The sequence below is a fragment of the Arcticibacter sp. genome (genome assembly GCF_053551015.1).
In genome coordinates this window covers 193186-214341 of sequence record NZ_JBMQOB010000015.1, presented here as the reverse complement: position 1 = coordinate 214341, position 21156 = coordinate 193186, and the positions used below count along the sequence as shown (strand labels likewise).

The window sequence follows — 21156 nt, the reverse complement described above, 5'->3', positions numbered from 1 at the left end:
TGTGATACAAAGCAATAGGCCAGGTTCATTAACGTGTGCCATCCCCGTACTTTTATGTGCAAATACATGGATATGTGCATGTCTATGTAGCTGTATCGTAATAAACAAGCTTTGAATATGTCGTTAAAGATCCTGCTCCTGTCGAATAACTTTTATCCGGACATCGGAGGTATTGAAATAAACTCAGAAATCCTGGCGACTGAGTTTGTAAAGGCCGGGCATCAGGTTCGGATCATCACCTGGACAGCGGATGGTCAGGAAAACAGGTTTCCTTTCCGTGTCGTCAGAAAACCGGGAAAGATGGATCTCATCAGGGAGCATAGCTGGGCAGACGTGGTCTTTGAAAACAATCCTTGTCTGCGGTTGACATGGCCCAATGTCTTCTTCGGGAAACCCAGCGTCATCGCGCTGAATACCTGGGTTTCGCGTGTCGATGGGCGGACGGGCTGGCAGGATGTGCTGAAAACGCTATGGTTCAGGCGCGCAAAAGATATTATAGCCGTGAGTGATGCCTTGAGGAAGAAGAACTGGGAGAAAGCGATTGTGATATCCAATCCTTACAGGGCCGACCTTTTTAAGGAAAATAAGCAAATCAAGAGGGATATAGACCTCGTGTTTCTGGGGCGGCTAGTCTCTGATAAAGGAGCGGATCTGGCAATAGAAGCACTTCATCAGCTCGCGAAGGGAGGAGCCAAAGCGGGGGAACCGGGAATAGGGTACCGGCTGACTATCATCGGAGATGGCCCGGAAGCACCAGCTTTGAAGGCGCTTGCAGCGAAGTATGGATTGGAGCGGAAGATTAATTTCAAAGGAGCTTTGCGCGGAAAAGAACTTGTTGATTGCCTGAATCAGCACAAGCTGATACTGGTTCCGTCGCGATGGGAGGAGCCATTTGGGAATGTTGCTCTGGAGGGAATGGCCTGTGGATGTATTCCAGTAGTATCAGATGGGGGAGGCCTGCCTGACGCAATCGGACGTGCTGGAATGATCTTTAAACGGGGCGATGCCGAGGATCTCGTCAGGTGTATCCGTGAGGTATTTCAGTCATCAGAGCTGGAAGGGAGGCTCAGGACGGAGGCCCGGGAACATCTTTTGGAACATCATCCTAAGAAGGTGGCAAGTCGTTACTTAAAGGTTATCAGAGGAGCCGTATCACAAATATGAAAATCGTTTTTTTTGCTCACCCAGAGTTTTTGGGACATCAAAGCATGCCACGGTATGCTGGCTGGTTAGCTAAGGGAATGAGGGAAAGGGGGCATGAGGTCGATGTATGGTCGCCCAAGGCCTTCTTTTCTCGCCTCGGTGTTAAGAACCTATCATTGAAAAAGTGGCTTGGGTATCTGGATCAATACCTTGTATTTCCTCTTCAGGTGAACAGGAGACTGAAGAGGTTTACACCGGATACTTTGTTTGTGTTCACCGATCACGCGCTCGGTCCCTGGGTGCCACTTGTTCAGAACAGGCCGCACGTCGTGCATTGTCATGATTTTCTGGCACAAAGAAGTGCCCTTGGAGAAATACCCGAGAACGTGACGGGCAGAACGGGTAAGCTCTATCAGTCGTACATCCGGAAAGGCTATTCCTCCGGAAGTAATTTCATCTCGATATCTTTCCAGACGCAGCGCGATTTGCATCGGATGCTAAAGCGGAAGCCGCTTGTTTCAGAAGTTGTATATAATGGTCTTACCAGGCATTTCTCGCCAGCAGCGGATCTGTCGGGTTTAAGAAAAGAACTTAGTCATGATGTCGGAATAGATCTTCGTGCCGGGTTTATCCTGCATGTTGGAGGGAATCTTTGGTATAAGAATAGGTTCGGCGTGATTGCAGCGTATGAAGAGTGGCGCAGGAAAGGGACTCAACAGTTGCCTTTGATCCTGATCGGGGAGGAGCCCAATAGCCTTATATTGGAGCAGATCGAGCGTTCTGCTTACCGGAGCGACATTCACCCTCTGGTGGGAATGCCCGACAGTTTTGCCAATAAGGCTTATAGTGCGGCATCCTTATTCTTTTTTCCCTCGCTCGCCGAAGGTTTCGGTTGGCCGATTGCGGAAGCAATGGCTTCAGGTTGTCCGGTCATTACAACCAATGAAGCGCCGATGAATGAAGTGGGCGGGAAAGCTGCATTCTATCTCAGGAAGATGCAGATCGGAGAAGAACCCGCCTGGCTGGAGGAATCTTCCTCAATGATCAGCCATGTACTCAGCTTGACACAAGTTCAGACGAATGAGGTAGTGAAGGGCGGACTGGAAAATAAATTAAGGTTTGATTCCGGAATGGCTCTTGACCGGATAGAAAGGATTTACAAGAATATTCTGCACGAGCGCGAAATCGCACTTGTGTTGGCGATGAATTGTTAACGATTTATCGGGAGAACTTAAACTTCATCACCAGCATGGTGATTGTTACCAACGAGGAAAAGACGTTGGTAACAATAATTGGAAGATCATCTTTGAGAAAACCGTAGTAGGTCCAGATACTAGTACCCGTCAGCAGGATAATGAACATAAGAGGCGATACATCTTCAGCCTTCCGTTCTTTTATCGTCTTAACCAGCTGGGGGATCACCGACGTGCTGGTGCATATGCCTGCGACTATGCCAATCACGGTTTCGTTTATATTCATTTAGCCGTTATTTGTCGGTTTATACTCTGCCATAAGTATCCAGCTCCCTTTGGGAGTCAAACTCCAGTTTGTCCTGAAGGGTAATCTTACAGTTCTTTAGGTTCGGGTTATTTGTCTTGATGATTTTAACGATCGCCTCCGTTGGAGGTAGTCCTTGTTCAAATGTCATGGTGGCGTTGCCTGAGAAACTCCTTCCGTCAGGATAGTTGGCCGTCCACGATACTAAGCAATATTTCATTTTCTATCTTGTTAAGGGTTGTTGTTTTTGCCCAGGTATTTTCCGTAATCTGGAATAGCGAGCGTACTGAAATCCTGGGACAGTTGTTTTAATCCGCTTTTCAATTCGGCACCTTCCATGAACTGGCCATGACCTGATATAACCAGTTCAGGCTGCAGTAGCTCGAGCCGTCTTACCGTATCCCATGCGGCCTGCCAGTCTGTGGTAAGGTATCGTGGGGGACCGTTTATTTCCTCCTTCTGCAGGAGTACTTTGTAAAGAGAGTCTTGTCTGACGGTGACAAATGCGTCTGCCGACAAAAGTGTACGATCGCTTTCTCTGAAGAAGACCACCTGACCAGGAGAATGCCCCGGAGCGGGAATCCAAGTCCAATCAGGGAGCCCCGGTACGGTCCCGTTCTCGGGTAGCGGAAGCAGCCTTTCCTGAATGTTGACAGGTTCATTGGGGTATATAGAGGAGATCTTTGCCAGCAAGCCACCTTCAACCGATGGGTCGGGATCAGGGTAGCTCTGCTGTCCTGTCAGGAAGGGGAACTCCAGCGGATGTGCATATACGGGAACGTCCCAATGTTCCAACAAATGCACAATGCTTCCTACATGATCGAAATGCCCATGGGTGAGCAGAATGGCTGTTGGCTTGGTTCCTTTGCCGAATCTTTTTTCTGCGGCATCTATAAGCTTCTTTCCGCTATGTGGCATGCCTGCGTCTACCAGTACCCATTCGCTGCTCTGAGGATCTCCGATCATGATCACATTAACGATTTGGTTGGTATAATAGTAGACGTCTTTGCGAACCTCCTTCCCATGTCCGCTTTCAACGGACGTCATGGGGATAAACTTGTTGTCCTCGCTTTGATTCATAGGTCTTGACTTAGATGTTGACCCTGATAACAATTTTAGGTAGTAACTGTTGGGCAAAACCTCAGATCTTATCCAATCACGTATTTCAATCCTGAGAAAACCGTATTTCTCGAACCAACATCCGAGTGAAAATGGTGTTGATTCTATATCTATCAAAATGAAAAAATGAAAAAGTTAGCCATTTTATGTGCAATTGCATTTAGCAGCGTATGTCTGCTACCGTCTTGTAGTGATGATGAGGATGATGATGTGATGATGACCAACCAGGAGTTTGTGACAAAGGCATCAAGCAGTAACAGCTTTGAAGTGATGTCTGGAGGCTTGGCAACGCAGAAAGGGATGAATCCATTAGTAACCGCTTTTGGGGCCCACATGGTGGCCGATCACACTACTGCCAGCCAGGAACTAGCCACTCTCTCCCAGAAAAAGGGTTGGACGATAAGTCCGAATCTGTTGAAACCCCATCAGGACAACTACAACATGTTAACGCCACTCACAGGTGCTGCGTTTGACAAAAAGTTTGCAGAACTGATGGTTTTGTCGCACGAGGAAGCCGTATCGCTTTTCCGTTCTGCATCTGCCTCTAATGGTGTTCCTGACGCTGATTTGCGTTCATGGGCGCCGGTAAGCTCCCTAAACTTGAACAACATTTAAAAGAAGCAAAAGATCTTAATGCCGCCGTTAAGTAGTTTTTAAATCATGATGAGTGAAAGGACCTGAATAAGGTCCTTTTTTTTATACCCAATTAGAAGCTTTAGCACACAAATAAGCTTTCCAGGTGTTTACAACTATTAAAACCAGTTGTTATGTTAAAAAAAGCATTAAGTTTCGCCGGAGCACTGAGTTTGTTTCTGGCCGTTGCCTGTACCAATTCAAAAAATAGTACTACTTCAGCAGACTCTACCAGTACCGTGGAAGGCGCGGGAGCTGCTGATACTGCAGGTGCTGTTCAGGCCCATGCCGACATCTCAGCTACAAAAGCTGATACATCGGGAAGTGGTATGGCTCATTTTACAGCCCTAAAAGATGGTAAAGTGGAGATGAAACTCACGCTTGAGTTTCCTGCTAAAGCTAACCAATCTGTAGCTGTACACTTTCACGAGCATGGAGATTGCAGTGACAGCGGGAAGGGTGCGCATGGCCACTGGAACCTTACCGGTGAGAAGCATGGTAAATGGGACTCCAAAGAGCATCATTCAGGCGATATAGGTAATATCGATCTGGATGGATCTGGTAAAGGTGAGGTGACCATCCAGTCTGACAGGTGGACTATAGGTGGTGACGATAAGACAAATATCCTTAACAGATCGATTATCGTTCACTCTGGTGTTGATGATTATACTACACAGCCTACAGGAAACTCAGGAAGCCGTATTGGATGTGGTGTGATCATGCAGCTTAAGTAGAGTTTAATAATTGGTTGTATGAATGTTGCAGTTATTGCTTAAATTCATATAACCAATTATTACTCAAATGAAAGCATTAACTAAGATACAGGACTGGGGTGATCGTCATCATCCCAGATGGTTAGACTTTTTCCGAATTATGTTGGGCCTCGTGTTGATCTGGAAGGGGGTGCAATTTGCCGGGAATCTCCGTGCGTTTGATGCGCTTATCGAGAACGCAGGATTTGGGATGATTCTATCCGTGAGTATGCTCGCTCATATCATTGTTGTTCTTCACATCATTGGCGGCTTACTAATTGTACTGGGATCAAGCACCCGCTTTTGTTGTCTCCTCAATTTGCCGGTGTTGATTGTGGCCGTGTTCTACAACATCAATCAACATCAGGATATCTTCAGGCCATACGCAGAAATATGGCTCTCCACTTTTGTATTGGTTGGACTAATTGTCTTCCTCATAGAGGGAGATGGTGTTATTTCAATAGAAAGGGACGGAGCTATAGAGACGTCTACTCCAGTGCATGAAGGTAATTAGGTGCATGGTATTCTCCGGTAATTGTTGAAACAAATAGATCAGTCGGAGGTTCTCTGATAAAACCACAGCCATGTTTGATAAAGTATTAGAGCTCGTAAAGCAACATATCGCCAATAATCCTGAGATAGCAGATTTGGTTCCTCCGGGACAACAGGAAGATGTAAATAAAGAAGTCGCTTCAGGTGTAAACGACGGTTTGAAAAACAGCCTCTCATCCGGAGGACTAGGAGGGATGCTATCGTCTCTGACAGGTGGTTCTGGGGGTGGAGATATTTCTTCGACGATTAGCAAAGCCGTGGCAGAGCGTTTACAAGGGAAGTTCGGACTTTCTCCTGAGGTTATTCAGAAAATAGCTACCGCTGTACCGGGCATCATACAGAAACTGAGGGGATAGAACCCTGTCTTCATCACAAAAGTGTGCAAGATGATCATCTTGCACATTTATTGATCATTTTTCCGGAGGTTGCCTAAATTGCAGTACGAAACCATTACAATGATGCGTATCAAGCTGTTGGCAACTCCTGCGATAATCATATTACTGTTCTCCCTGGGCTTCAGCCTCCGGAGGCACCCTGCACACCCTCCCATTGAGAATACTTCCATATGGCAGAACTATGAGCAGTACAAGGAACCCGCCATTCAGCATCGCATGGTCAAACATGCCGATATGCAGCCCCTTATCACCAAACACGTTTCATCAGGGCTTTTACGTTCTTCTGTCATCGGATCCTCTGTTCAGGGGAGAGATATCCACCATCTGATTGCAGGGAAAGGGAAAATCAAAGTTCTTCTCTGGTCACAGATGCATGGCGACGAGTCGACTGCAACAATGGCGATATTTGATATCTTCAATTTTCTTGCAGCAAAGGACGATAATGATCGCTTTAGGCAGCTGCTGAAAGAAAAGCTGGAACTTCACTTTATTCCAATGGTCAACCCCGATGGTGCAGAAGTATGGAAGCGCAGAAATGCCATGGATATCGATATCAACCGGGACGCCCGATCACTTACTACTCCAGAAGCCCGGCTACTGATGAAGGTTGCTGACGATATTAAACCCCGGTTCGGATTCAATTTACATGATCAGAATATTCTGTATTCCGTCGGCTCGTCTGCGAAGCCGGCAACAATCTCATTTTTAGCGCCGGCATATAACCATACCCGGGAAATGAACGAAGTGCGTCAGGATGCCGCACGTTTAATCGTGTTGATGAACCACACTTTACAAAAGTTTATTCCAGATCAGGTAGCGAAATATAGTGACGCTCATGAGCCCAGGGGATTTGGCGACACCTTTCAGAAGAAGGGTATATCAACTGTACTGATTGAATCAGGCGGTTATCGGGGGGACACGCAGAAGCAATATATCCGCAAGCTCAACTTTTACGCCCTCCTGAGCGCACTATACGCGATTGCCAGCAATGCCTATGAAAATGAGAAGGTGGAAGAATACTTTGCGATCCCCGACAATGGCAGATCTTTGTTTAACCTGGTGATAAGGAACGCCGAGATTAGCAATGAAAATCTGCGGTATCGTACCAGTCTTGGGATAAATTATTCTACTTCGGTCAATATTTCTGAAAGAAGATTAAACTATCGCGGTGTTATAGAAGAGCTTGGCGACATGCAGAATAATTATGGTTATGATGAGGTCGAGGCCAGTTCACTGGTATCCCTCCCGGGGAAGATCATCACCATGACAAAAGCGGAATGGGAGAAGCTGAGTCTCGAAAGCGAAGCTCAGCTCCTGAAACAAGGATATCTGTACATACGGTTTTCAGACCAACGTTCACCAACCGGGCCCCTTCAAAACCGTTTACTGAACCTGATCAACGGCGCCTCCACGGGCGCGCGGCCTCCTGGCTTATACCAGTATCCTAACTTTATCCTTGCACCTCCCGAGGGAAGACCAAAGTATGCGGTCGTAAATGGATTCCTTGTGGATCTCAGTAAGGAGATCAGGCCTCTTCCAAATACTTATGGGTACTAGTCATAGCTAACCCGGAGGCTTTCCAGCATCAGACGGTTACCACCCGTACTGCCTGTATGCTGAACCCCAAATCCCCCGGAGGTATCAGGGTTTATTTCTGCCGACAAGCTGACCTCGTGTAACAGCCCGCTATCCTTTTGTCCTTGCTGTTGCTCGCTGCTTGTAGTTACTCTTGCGTTCAGGATCCTACCTTTAACAGACAGTGTTATTTGACATCCAGGGAGGAATGCCGAGGTATATTGATGAGGCCCAAGCGGAGTTCCGATACCGTTTTCATACTTATACAGACTGACCAATACTCCATTCCCAAAGGCAGGAGTACGTTCAATCCTGAGACCATATCCACTCAGGCTCTTCGTATCATACTTCGTATAGACGTCGAGATATTGACCTGTGGGACTACCAAATCCCTGTCCGGCCGCCTTCTGCGGACTCAGTTCGAGTTCAATGTTCATGTTTCTATATTGCCGCGTTTGTGTATAGAGCAGTCTTGCACCGCGTCCGAGAGTAAACAGGCCCTGCCTGCCTGCAGTTTCTACTTCACCATCTCCATACGCCCACCCGTCTCCCGGAGCGGGTTGCCACTCATAATCTGGATTTAAATCCTTGGGTCGATAGGTGTCAATCGTCCAGAAACCATCCCTGATGATCTCATTTCGTCCGGCTGGAATATTCTTGAAATCAGTAGAAAGGTTTTCGCTTCCGATATCAGTTGCCTTAATTTTGCGGCTTCTGGCGAACACCCCGTTTCCAGTGTCACTTGTTTCGTGACGGGGTTCCAATCTTGCAATCAGGTAATAGCCAATATCTCCGCTATTTAGTTTATAATCCTTGTAAGGTTGGTTCATGCGACTCACCGCAACCTTGAGCGTGTCACTTCCATCTTTCCGCGTGGCTCTATACCAGGTGATTAGCGAGCAGTCGCGCTTGTGCTGCAGATCCAACTTATAGTCCGCTGAGACTTTTCCGCTGGAGGGCTCGCTTAAACGTAAGGCCCTGCTGATGCGCAGTGCCGGAGCAGAAATACCGCTCACGTCGAAGTATAGCACTGCTTCGATTCCTGAGACTGTTTCGCCCTTGATAGAGCCGCGCCTCATCTCCTCCGAAGTATTCGTACCCTTTACAAGGAGTGCTCCGTCGTCGGTAGAGACAAAGGAGAGGAGCTCAGGGTCACTTACCGTCCATTTTATCGGCGTCTCCTGTCGTGTTCGGGTAGGATAGATCGTATATAAAACCTTAACTTCAGCACCTGTGGCGCCATCCAGAAGGGTTTTAGAAGCATTGAGTTGCAAGCGGAAAGGCAGATGCCCGTACCGTTTTAAAAGTACCTTCTGTCGGGCCGGGTCCCAGTCATCATCTCCCCGCAACAGATTGTATATATTATACTGATCTCCGATCTTGAACGCTTTCAAGGTCTCCTCGTTTAACTCCACGGACAGTTCCGGATGACCTGCGCTGATCATAGCCGGCTTCCCGTTCAGGGTATTATGGTAAACGTAGTGTCTGGCCTGATCAGAAAGGATGTCTGTCCATTCAAGTTGCCGCGCGTTTCCATCGAAGTGGCAATCCACCACAGCAAATATGGCGTTGTTTTTTGCAAAGAAGATGCTTGAATTTGCTTTGGGATCTCTCAGAACAGTCTCAAAACTGCAGCCCAGATAAGCCTGGAGGATTCTTGAGCCTCCCCAGGAAGGATGATTTGCATAGAACCTGAAACGGCATCGCTCAAAAATGCTCATTCCGCCCGAGCCTATCGCATCGTCGGTGCATTGAAAAAAGCAGTTTTTGAAGTATGCCCGCTCTGGCTCTCGACCGGCAGCGAATACGTTCAGAAAACTGATGAACCTACAGTTCTCAAAGACCCACTTGTCCATTCTTCCGCCATGTGCGGTGGTCAGAACCTGTGCCTGAGTGATCGTCTCCTGACGCTTGCGGTGATTCTTAGTCGGGTCAGGAGGATAAATAAGATCCAAGTTGCAATAGTTGCCAAAGGTAATGTTATACGCCCTGAACCCGTCTCCTACGCCAATCGTATTCCAGTTTCCTATTGCTCCCGCCATCTGCCCCCGGTCGCCCGCAATAATGGTATGCTCCGGGTTATCAGCCAAACCAATCAGCGTGATATTGCCTTGGGGAAGGCGCAATCCTATCAATTCATTTTCCTTGTTTTCGTCCGATGGCTTATTCGTCCAGTAAACATCCGGTTCCAGGTAGATTATCGTCGGGTCATTACTTGTTCCGTCCTTCGCGAAGGCAGCCGCATCCTGCAGGGTAAGGAAAGCATAGTTGCCCAAGTTCTTCTGCTTCAGGCGGGCATTGATGTACAAGGACCTTTCATTCAGTTTAATATCACGTCCCCGGTATTGGATCGAGGTGATGACCTTGGTCTGTGCCTTGCTGCTCTCTTGAGAGCTTGCAAACAAGCTTATGCAGCAGAAACACAGCAATGTCAATAAAAACAAAATAGTAGGCTTATTAAATCTCATGGATAAGGTTTATGACGACTAAGGTAGCGAATTCAGGATTAGGGGGAATGGATTTGATAAGCTATACCGGCCCGAGAAGTCATCATCTTGGAACGACCTCTGGTAAAAGCCTGGGATGGCCTTATATTACCCTTTAAAAATATGGAAAAAGCTTGGGTCACAAGATATTTTTTGGCTGACAAATAAAACATTGTCGTCTATTAAACAGTTCATTACATATGGAAAAGGATGTATTAAAAACAAAGGAGTTTGGAATATCCATCGAATTATCCTGCGATCCTGATCCTGATTCGAGGATCCAGGGTTATGATGTTGCGCCGCTGCTTGGGCAGACTTACCAGATCAGACGTGCAGGCAAGCAGGTTGGCAAGCTTCTTCTGTCAGGGCAGGAGAAATGGGAGTGGATAGAGGGAGACTTGTCCCAGGATTGTGCCGATGCAATCGGTAAGGCAATCAATGCACACAATAGACGATATTCGGAGTGATTGTCTGATGGTTAGCGGCTTGGGAGGTTTAACATATAGAAGGTTTCTCCAGGTTGTGTAAAAAATAAGATATGAAACAGGAGGAAACAGCTCTTCGCCGGTCAAACCCGCTTAAGTGTCGTACCTTTACAGGGATTGGCGTTGAAAAATCTATCAAATGAGTGAAGTCCTATTGAGGAACAATGTCCAAATAACAGGTGCTGGTGAACAAACTATTATGTTTGCACATGGCTTTGGCTGTGACCAGAACGTCTGGAGGTATTTGATAAAAGAATTCGAGAGTAGTTATCGTCTTGTCGTATTTGACTTTGTTGGCTCGGGACAATCAGACCTGACAGCTTATAATTCCATCAGGTACGGTAGTCTGGATGGTTACGCTCTGGATGTGATTGAAATTCTCGAAGAGCTTAACTTTCGCGATGTTATTTTCATCGGTCACTCAGTAGCTGCCATGATAGGTGTAAAAGCCGCTATCAAGCACCCGGAATACTTTCGTAGTCTTGTCTTTGTCGGTCCTTCCCCGTGTTATATAAATGATGCTCCGTATTTTGGAGGGATGGAGAGAGAACAGCTTCAGTCGCTCTTCGAGGTCATGGACAATAATTATCTGGGTTGGTCCAGCACAATAGCTCCTTTAATCATGGGAAATCCCGAGCGCCCTGAACTTGCAGAGGAACTCACGGGTAATTTCTGCGCCACTGATCCGGATATCGCGCGTGAATTTGCCCGCGTTACATTTTATCTGACAACCGTTCTGACCTCAAAATGCTGAAGGTGCCAAGCCTGTCATTACAGTGTTCATCCGATATTCTTGCGCCGCTTGAAGTCGGTCAGTACATTCACGAAAATACAGCCGACAATACCCTTGCCGTACTCAAGGCAACAGGGCATTGCCCGCATCTAAGTCATCCTGAGGAAATCATTCCTATTATCCGGGCATACATTGAATATGATTAGTTTTGCCGAGGGGGACGAGACTTTTCCTGAGTTTGCTCCCGACTTTATATCTCTTTATCAGCATGCTGCTTGCGGTCTGCTTTCTTTCGATGGGAGAGGAAAGATCCGCTCCATGAATCAAACCCTGCAGAACTGGATCGGACTGGAGCATTCAGGTAGCACAGATCTGTCCTTTTCTGACCTGCTCGAAAAAGGGAGTCAACTTTACTTTCAGCTCTTCGTACATCCCTTGCTACGTATGCATAAGGAAGTGCGGGAGATCAGCCTGCGAATGAACTCATCAAGCGGAAGCTTTCAGTGTTTGTTTAGTGCAACAGCAGTGGGCGATGACCTGGAGAGCAGTGATTTGCTCGTCCATGCTGCAATATTCAAACTTGTTGATCGCAAGAAGTTTGAAGATGAACTGCGTTTGAGAAAGGAAAAGGCAGAGTTGGAAACAGAGGAGAAGATTCAAACGCTGAAAAAAGTAGCTTCTGATCAGTCTCACCTCGTGCGCGCGCCCCTGGCAAATATACTCGGTCTGATTGCCCTGCTTGAACAGACCAATACAGATGGTACCTCAACAGAATTGCTGGCCATGCTGAAAGAATCTGCCAGGCAGTTAGATAGCGTGATCAAGAATATAGTCACCACAGCCAACGGCTGATCTGAGTTCCTTCTGTGGCCATTGAGCATTTTAAAGAGCAGTCTGGAATGTGCTATCTTCGCCATCTGAAATCATGAAAAGAATTACCCTGCTTATTACTTCCTATTGTCTGTCCCTGACCTGCTTCGCACAGATAGGGGACTTGGCCAAAATCGGTCTGTTTACGCACGGCGGATTGCCAGTTAGAACAACCCTCGATACGGAGAATCAGACCAAGGTGCTCATTAACAGTACCTATATCTCTTGCTATGACGAGAAGCTGAAGAATCCGCTTTGGGTGGCATACAGGTTGGGTAATATTAAGGGTGAATTCAAATACACCAATTGGGAACGACCCTTTCGCTTCCTTGCAGACTACCGCACTGACAGCAAAGTTGATCATGATGCATTTAAAGGGTCGGGGTTTGACCGTGGGCATATGGCTCCCAATGCCACGATCTTGTCGCAGTACGGACAAGCAGCCCAGCTTGAAACCTATCTGATGACCAATATATCTCCACAAAGTCCGGCGCTTAATCAGGGGCTATGGGCGGAGCTGGAGAAACTCGAAAGAGAGAGCCTGTCGCAGGATGATACGCCGAACAAGGAGGTTCATGATCTTTTCGTTATTACAGGTCCGGTCTTCAATGATAAGCCCCGCAAACTATCATCCGGCGTTGCCGTGCCTACCGGCTTTTACCGGATCCTGGCTTTTCGCAAGGGCTATACAGGCACGCTAAAAGCCGTCGCATTCTTATTTCCTCAGAATCCACAATCAAAAAAACTGAGTGATTATCTCACTACTGTGGATCAGATCGAGTCTCTGACTCAACTTGATTTCTTTCCAGAGCTCTCCAAATCGGTTCAACTTAATCTGGAAAGCAAGAAGCGCGATCTGCGGCTAGGCGAACTTAAATAGCCTGGAAGGTCGGTCCACTATGACAAAATGTGCTCATAATGTGAAGTAAATGTGATTCTCCTCGGGCGCGTTTTTTCCTAATATTGATCAGTTTTTAACTGATACAACATATGGAACTCTTTGATCGCTTTTTGTTGAAGGCCGACAAGCTGGTGAATAATGCCCGGATCCGTCGCACCAAGTCACTTCTACGGCACTGTGGAACAAATGTCAGGCTTGAGCCGAGCACCTTCATCATCGTGCCTGGGAACATGACAATTGGAGAGAATACATCGATTTCCTCCTATACCACTATTTATGCCACCTACGGCGTAAGTATCGGCAAGAACTGCCTTATCTCCAGCAACTGTGGTATATCATCATACAACCACATCAGCAATTCGGAAAATCGCATCCGCGATGTGGAAGAAGATAGAAAATATTCTAAGGCAGTGATCATCGGAGACAATGTCTGGATCGGGATGAACGCCTGTATTCTGCCCGGTGTTAAGATCGGTAGTAATGCGATCATCGGGTCGGGGAGCGTTGTCACGAAAGATGTGCCTGACAACGAAATCTGGGCGGGTAACCCCGCTCGCTTTTTGAAGAAGCTAAACCTTATCGAAAATGAAAATAGCCGTAATTATACCCACCTGTAATAGAAATGACCTGTTGGCTAAATGCCTCGACAGGATTGATAGTCAAAGGAAAATAAGCTCATGCGGACCGCTTGAGGTAATTATTTCTGACGACAGTAAAAGCCATGCGGCGAAAGAACTGATCGAAACCCGGTATAGTTGGGTTCGCTGGGTTGCTGGTCCTCAAAAAGGCCCTGCAGCTAACCGCAATAATGCAGTGAGCATCTCCACGGGAGACTGGCTGGTTTTCACGGATGATGACTGCCTTCCCCAGCAGGACTGGCTGCTCTCTTATGTAAACGCGATCCGTAACCATCCTGAGATTAGCATATTTGAAGGTAGGACTATTGCTGAGCGCGAGAAGCAGAGATTTGACGAAGAATCTCCTCTTAATGAGACCGGAAACAATCTATGGTCATGTAATTTCGCCATAAAGTCATCGCTGTTTAAAAGCCTGGGAGGTTTTGATGAAACATTTCCCTTCCCTGCCATGGAAGATGTTGACTTTCATGTCCGGGCCAGAAACGCGGCTTCAATTCAATTTGTTGAAGATGCGCTCATCGTTCACCCCTGGAGAATAGTTAAGCCGTTTAAAAAGCTGGGCATGCACCTGAAATCGCATAAACATTTTGCAGGAAAATATCAGTTAACACAATCACCTGATTTTAGAAAGCAACGAATCAAGATCTTTTTAGGCAGTATTCTTTCCGACCTGAGAGAGCTTTTGAGTTTTTCATTCAGGGGCTCACTCGTTTATGTTGACCGCTGTTTATTTAATTTCTTTATGATATTCATCTAAGGCCGTTTCATTATCGGTCATTTTGTTTCCTGCTGATCACCGTAATCTGACCGTCTGCTTCAATATAGGCAGCTTTCACTTCATCGATGCTCTCGACACCTCTTTTGTGGAGGTTTTCCATGAGCTCTTCCATCGTCAGATATTCACGCCGCATGTTGCGCCTTAACAGTTTTCCCTCCCTGACTACCCGAAGGGGAGGGGCTGAAACCAGTTTCTCAAAAAACGGAAAGTAAAAGCTTAGCATATTGATCATGTAGTTCCAGAACATCAGCGTCATAATGATGATCAACGCATCCGTAACCGAGCTGTATTCACCCAATGCGTGCGTCGCTGCCTCTGCAATCAGCAGAATGAACACCAGGTCCATTGTGGCCAGTTCACCCCCGGCTCGCCTTGGGAGAATTCGCATCAGAAAGAGTATTCCCAGGTATAGGATCGATCCTCTGATCAGCAATTCATATAAGGATAACTCCAGCTGAAAAAGCCCGGAGATTGTAGTTTCGACTTGTTCCATTGTTGTTCCTGCTTTGAACAGACTATAACCCTGTTTGCCCGGAAGTGTTTAAAACCAGCGGCTCAAAGAAATTTCTTAAATTTGATTTACCAAAGAAAAGAGGGATGGATCTGCTGCTGAACGATATACGGACTTGTACATTTTGCGAAGAACACTTAGAGGCTGGCGCCAGACCAGTAGTACAGATCGGACCCTCTTCCAGGGTTCTCATTATCGGCCAGGCTCCGGGAAGACGCGTGCACGAAACAGGAATCCCCTGGAATGATGCAAGCGGTAAAACACTCAGAAAATGGTTGAACATCGGCCCTGAAGAATTCTACGATCCGCAGTTATTTTCGATCATGGGGATGGGCTTTTGCTACCCCGGAAAAGGAAAATCCGGCGACCTTCCCCCAATGCGGCCCTGCGCAGGCTTGTGGCACGGCAGGATTCTCGAAACTTTCCGGCACCAACCCCTTGTACTGCTCATCGGACAGTACGCCCAGCGATACTATCTGCGCAATAGCTGTAAAGGCAGTTTGACCGATACCGTAAGGGCTTTCCGTGAATACGCACCCAGCTTCTTCCCTCTGCCTCATCCGTCACCACGCAATCAGAATTGGTTAAAGGTCAATCCCTGGTTCATGGAGGATGTTATTCCCGACTTAAGGGCACGGCTTGAGCTACTCGGCATCGGGCCGAAAGGAACCGGCGACACTCTGACTGACGATCGTTAATAGGACTGACTCTGATCAAACTGCCCTCATATCGTTTATTCTGTCCCAGCTGTTGTCGTACAGTTTGCATGTGCCGCCCCCGGGCATCCCGCCTGTATAGGAGCTCTTCAGCTTTCTGATCAGCGATCCTAACTGCCAAAATGTTCCAGTCGATATTGAAATGTCAGCATGAAATAGCGTGTAAGCCGGTTGGTTTGTGAGTCCATAATGACGTTGTCAAACACATCTCTTGAGATAGCCGTGTTCTGATTGAGCAAATCGTACCCATGCAGTCGGATGTTTCCACGATTCTTTTTCAGAAAGCGGTAGTCCACAAACAGGTTCAACAGCGTCGGATTGGTATTGGTTGCATTGAAACCAGTGTTCACAGTCTTCGAGAAGTCGTAGCCCAGCGTAAGGGCTTTTTGGAAATAGGTACGTCCGGAAAGGCCTATACGGTAGCTTTTAGTATATCGGTCAGACAATGAGCCGGCATTGTATTGCGTCTGGTTATATGAAAAGGAGGTGTTCAGCTCGGCATTTGTTCGGTCTTTGATATCCAGCCTGAACTTGAGTCCCTGCCTGATGTTCAGGTTCTTGCCCGCGATCCGGTTATTATTGGTGAACGCAATATTGTTGCTGAAGTTAGATCCTCCGGAGTAAGTGATGGTGTACTGCCTTTCTGAAAAAGGTACCGAGAACGAATAATTTGCCCGTGCTGTATAGAAGCCGTCTGTGTTGATATAAGATGATATCTGTTTGATGCTGTCTGGAATGATGACTTTGGTCGTCACGATCTTGTCGTTGGTTTGATTCATGTCGATTCTCGCTTCCATGACATACCCGTTTTTCCAGTCGTTTTGCTTGTACTCCATTCCCAGATTGTTGGTAAACTCCGGCTTCAGGTCAGGGTTTCCGGTTACCACGTTCTGAACGTTGGAATTGTCGGTAATAGGCTGCAGCTGACTGAAACCCGGCTGATTGCTTCTCCCAAAGTACCGAAAAGTAAAGGATTGCTCTTTCGAGAACTTATATACCATCCTGGCGCTTGGAACCCAGTTAAGTGTCTCTTTCCGCGTTTGCAGATCCCGGCTGATATCGCGGCCCTTTAAAACCGAAGGCATCACCGCGATGCCCACAAAGTAGTTTAGTTTAGGGGCGATGTAACGATAGTTCAACCCAGCCCGGTTCGTGATGAACTGATAGGTGTAGTTGTTGCTGAGGTTGGCATTCAACGTTTCTGCGCCGCTCTGCGGATCCAGGTCACGTGTATCCCGCAAGGTGCTCGTCGAGCTCCTGTTCCATTGGTAGTTTAATTCGAGCATCGATCTCTCGCTGAGTGGTTCAATATAGGCCAGCCTGAAGCGTGTACTGGTATTGCGATTATCGTTTTCCCGAAGTTGATATTGCTGTTCAACGGATTTGTTATCCAATGAATCGGTATTGGTGTAGTCATTGCGGATGTCGGCATGATTATCGCCGACAGAGGTATTCACCACCACGCTTCCGCTCAGGTTCCGCCCTCTTCCCCGGAACTTATAATTATAGTACAGCTCGTTCTCTGAGCGGAAAGAGGATGAGGAGTTTACAGATAAGCGTTCACGTGCAGAAGAGGCTGCCAGTAGCTGCGTCAATGTGGATCCCGTACTCTGATTATCTTCCAAGCCATAGGATATCCTTGGCTTCAGCTTAAAATAGTTCGTGCTGTCGGGCCTGAACTCAAGGTTCCACGACAGGTCATGGTCTGAACTCCGGTTGTTATTGTCGCTATGCTCATTTTCATAGCGTGTATAGCTTTCGAAGGCGCTTTCCGTGGTGGTCCGCTCCAGCGAGTGGCTGTCGTCCTTCCTGAACCTGTAGCTTCCGTAGCTTTCTAGCTTTTTACCCCAGTTGTCCCGGTAATGAATTCGTGCGGAAGTCCGGTCCGTTGTTCCTTTCGAACGGTTGGAAACATTGTTGACCGTGGCGTCAACGGATATCTGCTGGTCCCCGTTAAACCGGTTTGCCCTCACTCGGCTTGTGTGCCGATCCGTAGATCCCAATCCTCCTTCAGCACGCGCAAAATAGCCTACCTTTTTGTCCTCCCGGGTATTGATGTTCAGGATCTTCTGCGGCTCGCCGCTCTTGATGCCGGTGATGTTTGCTTCTTCGCCGTAATCGTCTACCAACTGAATGTTCCTGACAATATCAGCGGGCAGGTTCTGCAGTGCGGCAGCGGCCTCATCGCCAAAGAAGTCCTTACCGTTGAGCCTGATTTTTGTAACCGGCTCTCCCTGAGCTGTCACCTTACCTTCGTTATCTACTTCCATTCCGGGCAGGCGCTTGACCATTTCATCCACAGCATCTCCTTCTCTTACCGGGTAGGCCCTTGCATCGTATTGTACAGTATCTTCTTTAACGACCACTGGAGTAATGATGTTGATCACCACCTCGTTCAATTGATTGTGTGCGTCCCTGAGCCGGACAGGAGCGAGAATAACCGCACTTTTTTTTGGATCTACGATGATTCCTTTGTTGAAGGGTTCAAAGCTGATCGAAGTGACAATTAGCTGGAAGTTTGGTGATTTGACTGCAGGAAAGCGGAACTCTCCATCCAGGTTGGTAGCTGTTGATAAGGTGTCCCACTTTGAAAGCAGCCTTACCGATGAGCCCGGTAAAGTGATCCCTGCCGAGTCTTGCACAACACCTCGTATACTGCGGCTGCTTTGCGAAAGAACGTCCGACCGGTTTAATAGAACGATAATAAGGAATAGGAGCGCTTTCTTCATGAATTGGTTAGTTCAAAAAGCAAATAACCAGACGCTTTCGCGGCTGGTTATTCTATTATAATTAAAACTAAAACTTTAGGCTTTTACCGGCTTAACTTTAGCAAGCTCTACCAGGCTGTTCAGATAGGCCTCAATGTTAGTGTAACCGTCGCTACGGTATTTTGCAGCGTCACTGGCATCTTTTGGATTCAGGCCGTTCTGCTTTTCCCATGCATCAGGGATACCGTCTTTGTCTGAATCCACGTAAGGCTTACCCTTGTATTCCGGGTATCCGCCTACCTGACTGATGTCGGTGATGATACCTCCTTTATACGAGTCTTTTGGTAGCCTGCGATGTTTGAAATCTGTTTCCGGCAGTTTTACATTCTTCAGGTAGTTGATCTTTCCGGTTCTGACCTGCTCTACAACCCGTACATCTACCGGATCTCTCTTTGGTAAGGTAGCACCGGCATTATCCAGCACATAGCTGTATGCTTCCTGCGTCGGGATGATGGTGATCGGCGCCATCGGGAAAGGCTTATCCACCTTCATTGCAGCAAAGTAAGGCTGTGACTGAGCGTAAGGCATCAGTTCACCTTTCTTGTCTTCCAGCTGTATACCGCCGTCCCAGTTGTTGTCCGTTACCTTCTTATTCCCCTCAATGATGTTACCTGTTACGTGTGCTCTTCCGAAAACTACGTACGGCAGCTTGCTGCGGCCCGACTCAGGTTTCAGTATCCGGTAGCTAATCGGTTGATCCAGCGGGGTAAGCGGTCCCGGTTTGTAGTAGTTGTTGATGATGTTATATAAGGCAGTATAATCTCCACCGTCTGTTGACCGGTGTACCCAGTTGAACACGACGTTATTGGCGAAATTGAAGATACCGTTCCAGCCAATAGATGGGTTACGTGCAGCGTTGTCTGCCCAGAGGTTCCGCATAAATGTACAGTTCTCTCCACCCAGCGTGCTGCCGAAGGCATGGTTCCAGGTGTCTAATGCTTCCGAGAAGATCGAGTTCTGAATGGTGATATTAACCGTTCCCAGCTTCACTTCCTGCTTTCCGGTGCTGTCATTATACATATGGCGGTACATCGACATATTTTCATCCAGTCCCCAGCTGGCCGACACGTGATCGATCATGATGTTACCAATCGGATTACCACCGATTGCATCATCTCTGCGGCCTACATAGGTCTCACCACGGCGGAAACGCATGAAACGGATCACCACATCATGGGTGTTGATCCACACGGATTCTCCTGCCACACAAACGCCGTCTCCCGGAGCAGACTGGCCAGCAATAGTAATATAAGGAGCACGGATGATCAGGGGAGTCTTCAGACGGATAATGCCTGATACGTTGAATACAATAGTACGTGCACCGCCTGTTTCGCAGGCCTCACGAAGGGTGCCCGGTCCGTTGTCAGCGAGGCTGGTCACCACGATGACTTTGCCGCCACGTCCACCGAAGGAGTAGGCACCACCGCCCTCTGCACCTGGAAATGCGGGGATCTCTGCTTGTGGAAGATCGGTAGGTCTGCCAGCCCATGGCACGAATGGTTTGCCTTCTTTAGCTTCCTTCTCCATGATGGGAAGTGCCTTTTGCCAGGCCGCATCCGACTGTTTGCGCGCAGCTTCCATCATCTCGTTGGTAGCTTTCTGTACGTCTTCAGGTATTTGCGGATACTGCGCAAATCCGCTTGAATTCATGCTGAAAACGGCTGCAATGGTCAATGCCAATGCCGTCGTCAATCTCGTGTGTTGTTTGATCCTTTTCATTCAATAACAAGGTAATTTCCATAAAAAGACGATTCAGAAACCACAATACAAACAGATTGCCGACATACACGGATATTTTCATACCCGAACTGGAAAATAGGCGGATGAAAAAGATTACTGGTCCAGCCAGATTTTAAACAAGGGAGTACGCTGACTGCTTACGATCACCTCATCTTCGAGTGGTGGGTCCAGGATGAGCTTCATTCTTCCTTTGAAATAAGGGTGAATCTCCCGCGCGGCATCGATATGTATGATCAACTTTCGGTTTACATGGAAAAATATGCTTGGGTCCAGAAAGTTGATCAGTTCGTCGAGCGCATAATCAATGGGGTAACTGCTCCCTTCTTTGTTTACAAGGAGTGTGAGCTTGTTATGCGAATGAAAGTAGGCAATGTCTTCAGTTTTTACTGCTTTGATCCGGTTACCGATCTTGACCATAAACCTAGACTTGTAAGAGGTCTCCCTGCTCTTGATCAAACCCATCAGGTCAGTTACCTGCGTGCTGATTTCTATGCCCGTCGACTTTGCCTGCCTTATATCTTTCATCTTCTCGAGGCTCTTTTCCAGCTTTGCCTGTTGCACAGGCTTCAGCAGGTAGTCAATGCTGTTCAGTTCAAAAGCTTTCAAGGCGTACTCATCGTATGCCGTGCAGAAGATAACGGGGCATTTTACCGGCACCTGCTCGAAGATCTCGAAGCAGAGGCCGTCGGAAAGATGTATGTCGAGCATGATCAGGTCGGGCAGCTTATTCGCTTTCAACCACACCACGGTGTCTTCAACAGATCCCATGATATCCAGTATCCGAATTCCGGGGTCATATTGTTTTAACAGGTTGCTGAGCCTTTCTGCAGCAGGGTTCTCGTCTTCTATGATTAAAACGTCCAT

General features: G+C 47.4%; 23 protein-coding genes. 15 read left to right on the top strand and 8 right to left on the bottom strand.

Annotated features, from left to right (window positions below):
• Nucleotides 1–117: 117 nt before the first annotated feature.
• Nucleotides 118–1164, top strand: a complete 1047-nt coding sequence (locus ACO1NU_RS09325; RefSeq protein ID WP_448818204.1) for a glycosyltransferase family 4 protein — start codon at nucleotides 118–120, stop codon at nucleotides 1162–1164.
• Nucleotides 1161–2357: a glycosyltransferase gene (locus ACO1NU_RS09320; protein ID WP_448818203.1), complete on the top strand. Its 1197-nt coding sequence runs from the start codon at nucleotides 1161–1163 to the stop codon at nucleotides 2355–2357. Before ACO1NU_RS09325 ends, ACO1NU_RS09320 begins: the two co-directional genes overlap by 4 nt.
• A 4-nt stretch (nucleotides 2358–2361) precedes the next feature.
• On the opposite strand, the gene ACO1NU_RS09315 is transcribed toward ACO1NU_RS09320, so the two are convergent.
• Genes ACO1NU_RS09315 through ACO1NU_RS09305 form a run of 3 tightly spaced genes read right to left on the bottom strand, consistent with a single transcriptional unit; the run spans nucleotide 2362 to nucleotide 3720 of the window.
• On the bottom strand, nucleotides 2362–2622 hold the full coding sequence (locus tag ACO1NU_RS09315) for a SemiSWEET family sugar transporter (protein WP_448818202.1): 261 nt from the start codon (nucleotides 2620–2622) through the stop codon (nucleotides 2362–2364).
• A 19-nt stretch (nucleotides 2623–2641) separates the two neighbouring features.
• Nucleotides 2642–2860, bottom strand: coding sequence for a hypothetical protein (locus ACO1NU_RS09310; RefSeq protein ID WP_448818201.1), 219 nt, complete (start codon nucleotides 2858–2860; stop codon nucleotides 2642–2644).
• An 11-nt stretch (nucleotides 2861–2871) separates the two neighbouring features.
• Nucleotides 2872–3720, bottom strand: a complete 849-nt coding sequence (locus tag ACO1NU_RS09305; RefSeq protein ID WP_448818200.1) for an MBL fold metallo-hydrolase — start codon at nucleotides 3718–3720, stop codon at nucleotides 2872–2874.
• Between the two features lie 165 nt (nucleotides 3721–3885).
• On the opposite strand from ACO1NU_RS09305, the gene ACO1NU_RS09300 reads away from it, so the two are divergent.
• From ACO1NU_RS09300 to ACO1NU_RS09280, 5 genes are all read left to right on the top strand, one after another.
• Nucleotides 3886–4374, top strand: coding sequence for a DUF4142 domain-containing protein (locus ACO1NU_RS09300; RefSeq protein WP_448818199.1), 489 nt, complete (start codon nucleotides 3886–3888; stop codon nucleotides 4372–4374).
• A 152-nt stretch (nucleotides 4375–4526) separates the two neighbouring features.
• Complete coding sequence (locus tag ACO1NU_RS09295) at nucleotides 4527–5126, top strand: superoxide dismutase family protein (protein WP_448818198.1); 600 nt, start codon at nucleotides 4527–4529, stop codon at nucleotides 5124–5126.
• A gap of 67 nt (nucleotides 5127–5193) precedes the next feature.
• Complete coding sequence (locus ACO1NU_RS09290) at nucleotides 5194–5658, top strand: DoxX family protein (protein WP_448818197.1); 465 nt, start codon at nucleotides 5194–5196, stop codon at nucleotides 5656–5658.
• A gap of 70 nt (nucleotides 5659–5728) precedes the next feature.
• Nucleotides 5729–6052 carry a hypothetical protein gene (locus tag ACO1NU_RS09285; RefSeq protein ID WP_448818196.1) on the top strand — a complete coding sequence of 108 codons (324 nt, stop codon included), beginning with the start codon at nucleotides 5729–5731 and terminating at the stop codon, nucleotides 6050–6052.
• A gap of 99 nt (nucleotides 6053–6151) precedes the next feature.
• Complete coding sequence (locus ACO1NU_RS09280) at nucleotides 6152–7648, top strand: M14 family zinc carboxypeptidase (RefSeq protein WP_448818195.1); 1497 nt, start codon at nucleotides 6152–6154, stop codon at nucleotides 7646–7648.
• Here the strand turns inward: ACO1NU_RS09280 and ACO1NU_RS09275 are convergent.
• A complete protein-coding gene (locus ACO1NU_RS09275; RefSeq protein WP_448818194.1) occupies nucleotides 7645–10134 on the bottom strand; it encodes a hypothetical protein in 2490 nt (829 codons plus the stop codon). The two genes, ACO1NU_RS09280 and ACO1NU_RS09275, sit on opposite strands and share 4 nt — an antisense overlap.
• Before the next feature lie 218 nt (nucleotides 10135–10352).
• Here ACO1NU_RS09275 and ACO1NU_RS09270 point away from each other — a divergent pair, with 218 nt between their 5' ends.
• From ACO1NU_RS09270 to ACO1NU_RS09240, 7 genes are all read left to right on the top strand, one after another.
• On the top strand, nucleotides 10353–10619 hold the full coding sequence (locus ACO1NU_RS09270; RefSeq protein WP_448818193.1) for a hypothetical protein: 267 nt from the start codon (nucleotides 10353–10355) through the stop codon (nucleotides 10617–10619).
• Nucleotides 10620–10776: 157 nt separating this feature from the next.
• Nucleotides 10777–11391, top strand: coding sequence for an alpha/beta hydrolase (locus ACO1NU_RS09265; protein WP_448818192.1), 615 nt, complete (start codon nucleotides 10777–10779; stop codon nucleotides 11389–11391).
• Nucleotides 11385–11576, top strand: coding sequence for an alpha/beta fold hydrolase (locus tag ACO1NU_RS09260; RefSeq protein ID WP_448818191.1), 192 nt, complete (start codon nucleotides 11385–11387; stop codon nucleotides 11574–11576). The genes ACO1NU_RS09265 and ACO1NU_RS09260 overlap by 7 nt, the downstream gene beginning before the upstream one ends.
• Nucleotides 11569–12222, top strand: a complete 654-nt coding sequence (locus ACO1NU_RS09255; protein ID WP_448818190.1) for a hypothetical protein — start codon at nucleotides 11569–11571, stop codon at nucleotides 12220–12222. The genes ACO1NU_RS09260 and ACO1NU_RS09255 overlap by 8 nt, the downstream gene beginning before the upstream one ends.
• A 73-nt stretch (nucleotides 12223–12295) precedes the next feature.
• Nucleotides 12296–13120: a DNA/RNA non-specific endonuclease gene (locus ACO1NU_RS09250; protein ID WP_448818189.1), complete on the top strand. Its 825-nt coding sequence runs from the start codon at nucleotides 12296–12298 to the stop codon at nucleotides 13118–13120.
• A gap of 110 nt (nucleotides 13121–13230) precedes the next feature.
• Nucleotides 13231–13758: an acyltransferase gene (locus ACO1NU_RS09245; RefSeq protein ID WP_448818188.1), complete on the top strand. Its 528-nt coding sequence runs from the start codon at nucleotides 13231–13233 to the stop codon at nucleotides 13756–13758.
• On the top strand, nucleotides 13727–14536 hold the full coding sequence (locus tag ACO1NU_RS09240; protein ID WP_448818187.1) for a glycosyltransferase family 2 protein: 810 nt from the start codon (nucleotides 13727–13729) through the stop codon (nucleotides 14534–14536). Before ACO1NU_RS09245 ends, ACO1NU_RS09240 begins: the two co-directional genes overlap by 32 nt.
• A 10-nt stretch (nucleotides 14537–14546) precedes the next feature.
• Here ACO1NU_RS09240 and ACO1NU_RS09235 read toward each other — a convergent pair whose 3' ends face one another.
• On the bottom strand, nucleotides 14547–15050 hold the full coding sequence (locus ACO1NU_RS09235) for a DUF421 domain-containing protein (protein WP_448818186.1): 504 nt from the start codon (nucleotides 15048–15050) through the stop codon (nucleotides 14547–14549).
• A gap of 104 nt (nucleotides 15051–15154) precedes the next feature.
• Between ACO1NU_RS09235 and ACO1NU_RS09230 the strand changes: the two genes are divergently transcribed.
• Nucleotides 15155–15766 (top strand): uracil-DNA glycosylase family protein, encoded by a 612-nt coding sequence (locus ACO1NU_RS09230; protein ID WP_448818185.1) that lies wholly within the window; start codon nucleotides 15155–15157, stop codon nucleotides 15764–15766.
• A gap of 128 nt (nucleotides 15767–15894) precedes the next feature.
• Here the strand turns inward: ACO1NU_RS09230 and ACO1NU_RS09225 are convergent, their stop codons facing one another.
• From ACO1NU_RS09225 to ACO1NU_RS09215, 3 genes are all read right to left on the bottom strand, one after another.
• Complete coding sequence (locus ACO1NU_RS09225) at nucleotides 15895–18513, bottom strand: outer membrane beta-barrel protein (RefSeq protein ID WP_448818184.1); 2619 nt, start codon at nucleotides 18511–18513, stop codon at nucleotides 15895–15897.
• Between the two features lie 75 nt (nucleotides 18514–18588).
• Nucleotides 18589–20202, bottom strand: coding sequence for a pectate lyase family protein (locus ACO1NU_RS09220; protein WP_448818311.1), 1614 nt, complete (start codon nucleotides 20200–20202; stop codon nucleotides 18589–18591).
• 183 nt (nucleotides 20203–20385) lie between these two features.
• On the bottom strand, nucleotides 20386–21156 hold the full coding sequence (locus ACO1NU_RS09215; RefSeq protein WP_448818183.1) for a LytR/AlgR family response regulator transcription factor: 771 nt from the start codon (nucleotides 21154–21156) through the stop codon (nucleotides 20386–20388).